The organism is Vibrio sp. FF145 (assembly GCF_041439075.1).
GTDB classification, from domain to species: Bacteria; Pseudomonadota; Gammaproteobacteria; order Enterobacterales; family Vibrionaceae; genus Vibrio; species Vibrio tasmaniensis_A.
Genome location: NZ_JBGONH010000105.1, coordinates 1 through 3519, shown reverse-complemented (window position 1 = coordinate 3519; position 3519 = coordinate 1). Strand labels below are relative to the sequence as shown.

Genomic DNA, 3519 nt, shown 5'->3' with positions numbered 1-3519 from the left:
TTGCAAATCCGTGGACCTCGGTTCGACTCCGGGAGGCGCCTCCATCATTTAGAAAAACCAGCCCTAGTGGCTGGTTTTTTCGTTTCTGGCACTTTGCTTCTTGTTTCTTCGTCCTTACCTCTTCATTTCTCCCTTTGATATTTGCTAAGCCCAACGCCGTTTTGGTGGAATCCTAAGTTGAACCTTTGTTGATAGACCGCTAAATAAATCAAAGTCACAATTAACCATAATGCTCAATTTGTTTCATTGTTTTATGGGATAACTCTAATTAAAACATGTGTATGAGTGATAGTGTCCCTCTTTATATTTCTTTAATTATTCTATAAGAGGTTCTTAAATATGCAATTTAGTCTAAAGAGAAAAATGGTTTTCTCTGTAGTTTTGGCGATTGCTGTTACATCTGCCATTCTTCTTTTCATGGGTTATAAGACTTTTCAAACAAACAGCTGGCAAGCTATAGAAAGTGAAAGTCGTAATACACTTCAAGCCCATGCAAAGGGCATCAGTGACTGGTTTTACGATAAGAAACAAGCAGTACATGGGCTTAAACAACAAGTACAGCTTAACCCTTCAATAGATATCGTTCCTCATTTACGTCAAACCTTGGTATCTGGTGGGTTTGGATTGAGTTATTACGGTAACAAAGAAGGTGAGATGTTCCGTCATGATCCTTCATTGAATAAAGCGGGGTATGACCCAAGAGTTCGAGGTTGGTATAAACAAACCTTAGCTGAGAACCGCGCAGTAACAACCAAGCCTTACGTGAGTGTAACCATGCAAACCTTAGTGGTGACATTGACCGATCCTGTGACCGAGAATGGATCGATCATAGGTGTTGTGGCATCTAACCTTGCATTAGACAAGCTAATTGAAGATGTGTTGGCTATTCAGGTTCCAGGTAATGGACGAGCGATCCTAATTGATAAGCAAGGCACGGTCGTTGCTCATAAGAATAAAGATTTCATCCTTAAGCAAGTCAATGATATTGCGCCAGAGCTGAGTGTGTTTGGCTTGAACAGTGCTGCGCAAAACTTGACGACGATCTTTACTCAAGTGGATGGTGCCGAGCGAGTCATCATGGCTGAGCCGATTAAAGGCACTGACTGGTTACTTGTGATTGAAATGGATAAAGACGTACTAGAGCAGCCCCTGTTCGATATGTTGATTAGCCAAATCACCACAGGTTTGATTGTATTGATCGTTATGGCTGTAGCAACCTCATGGTTTGTGGCTCGTCAATTAGTTGAACTAGGGCGAGTGAGTGAAGCATTAGCTGATATTGCGGAAGGGGAAGGCGACCTCACACAAAGACTACAAGTGTCGAGCCAAGATGAGGTGGGTCAACTTGCCGATAAGTTTAATGTCTTCGTTGATCGGCTCCATCAAATGATGCAAAACGTCACTCAAGTTTCTACCGCGATGAACAGCGGTGCCGAGCATGCTAATACCAGTGCGATGAAGCGCAGTGATAGTGTAAGCAGGCAACAAGATGAGATCACGATGGTGGCAACGGCTGTGACAGAAATGGCGACAGCAACAGCGGAAATCGCCACGAATGCTGAGAGTACGGCAAAAAGTGCGACTCATTCGGTGGAGTTGAGCGAGCAAGGCTTCCAACAGATGGCTAAAAGCCAATCATCGATCAATGACCTCGCTACTGAGCTAACAAGCGCTGTGTCTATCATCAGTGAGCTTGAAGAGCATGGTCAGCAAATCGCGTCTATCTTAGCGACGATTCGTGAAATAGCGGAGCAAACGAACTTACTCGCGCTCAATGCGGCCATTGAAGCGGCTAGGGCAGGCGAACAAGGTCGAGGCTTTGCAGTGGTTGCTGATGAGGTTCGTGTGCTTTCTCAACGTACTCATGCTTCAACAGAAGAGATCGAAGACAAGATCAAACGCTTACAACAAGCGACCAATGGTGCGGTGAAAGTGATGACGCAAAGCCATGATATGGCGAAAACAAGCGTACACGATGTGGATATGGCCGGAGAGAGCCTAGCTCAAATCCGTGAAGCGATTCAGATGATCAGTGATATGGCGACTCAGATTGCTTCTGCCGCTGAAGAGCAGTCACTGGTTACTGCCGAAATCAATGCGAATACCGAATCTGTTCGTGAAGTTAGTGATGTGATGGCAGTTGATGCGACCGATGCGGTTTCACAAGCCGATCAGCTAAGTCATTTAGCGAGTGACTTGAAACGAGAGTTGTCACGCTTCAAGCTTTAATCTTTAATCGATATTGCAGAAAACAACATAGGTTTAGAAACTAAAGAGCACAGACAGTAATAGGCCTGTGCTCTTTCTTTAATAGCTTCAAATGAGTCTCAGTGCTTATCAAAGAAATCCTTATTGCGAATATATTTGCTCATTAAGTGGTAAGAAAAAGGTCTGATCAACCAACTTAGAACAGAGCGCCCAAGACGTATAAACGTCGGTGTGTTTTCGTAGATCCTGCCGTTATAGAGCCAAAGCACTTTCCCTACATGCCAATACAACAGAGGCACGGGCGGCATGAAGGTGACAATATCTATGTCGCAACAGATACGGTAGGTTTTCTTACTCAAACGGTAGTGCTTTCGAAAATTCCAATCACCAATCGCAGGTTGGCCAAAAGTCACGATTCGCTTAACACAGCCTGGATACTTTTGATCTAGGTAATCTGCGAACACGCAGCCAATTGCACCACCAGAAGAGTGGCCGGTTATAGAAATCCTTTTCCCTTGTTCTAACAAAGGCAAGAGTGTCGCTTCTAAGCGTTCGATAACGGTTTGCCCAAGCTTGTCTTCGTTACGACTCGGCTGGCTTTCTTGAAACATGAGATGATAGAAACCGGCATGTACACGATAGTTCAGCCCAATCTTTTTACAGCTTCTTGTCCATAGTGCAAAAGTGAGTAGCCAGTCAGAAACACTGTGTGATCCCTTGATAACCACAACCACTTCATCTTTGTCACTACTCCATAAAACTCGAATCATGGTTTTGCCAAACTGGTTCTTTATGATGCGCTGTCCATTAGGATCAAAACCGTAACGAGTCTGTTTAAAAACTCTCGGGTAGGCGAGGTTACAAAGAACCGCGTAGCGTTCATATTGGTATCGTTTTAGTGACTTCACGTTTTCATTTCGTAATTATAGTTGTGTAAAACTTTAGCCTTTGAATGTGAAAAGCACATGAAAACGAAGGAGTGTTTCTTTAATTCAATGGAATTGACAGTGTTTTGTGAGTCTGAAAATGGGAATTTGGCCTTTGAATTCCAACTCAAACTCAAAATCTACGAATAAGAACCGTACAAGCTGCACTAAATTCATTCTGTAGAGTTCGATAATTAATCACTTGAATTAAATGATAAAATTTATTGTTGACGAATTTTTTTCATCCGTTAAAGTACACCTCGTTCTCACGGCTTAGGTCGCGGAGAGATGGTGTTTTACTCTTCAGTAATCAGCATCGCATGATTGCGTTGCCCTGGTGGTGGAATTGGTAGACACAAGGGATTTAAAATCCCTCGGCGTTCGC

Annotated in this window: 2 protein-coding genes; one reads left to right on the top strand and one right to left on the bottom strand. The window is 43.4% G+C overall.

Annotated features, from left to right (window positions below):
• The first annotated feature begins 363 nt into the window (after positions 1-363).
• Positions 364-2229 carry a methyl-accepting chemotaxis protein gene (locus ACED42_RS21535; protein WP_371704102.1) on the top strand — a complete coding sequence of 622 codons (1866 nt, stop codon included), beginning with the start codon at positions 364-366 and terminating at the stop codon, positions 2227-2229.
• A gap of 98 nt (positions 2230-2327) precedes the next feature.
• Here the strand turns inward: ACED42_RS21535 and ACED42_RS21530 are convergent, their stop codons facing one another.
• Positions 2328-3116, bottom strand: coding sequence for a lipase (locus ACED42_RS21530; protein ID WP_017098611.1), 789 nt, complete (start codon positions 3114-3116; stop codon positions 2328-2330).
• Between the last annotated feature and the right edge of the window lie 403 nt (positions 3117-3519).

Excerpts from the sequence above, each read along its gene's own strand:
- ACED42_RS21535 (WP_371704102.1), top strand. The coding sequence starts at position 364 with ATGGTTTTCTCTGTAGTTTTGGCGATTGCTGTTACATCTGCCATTCTT.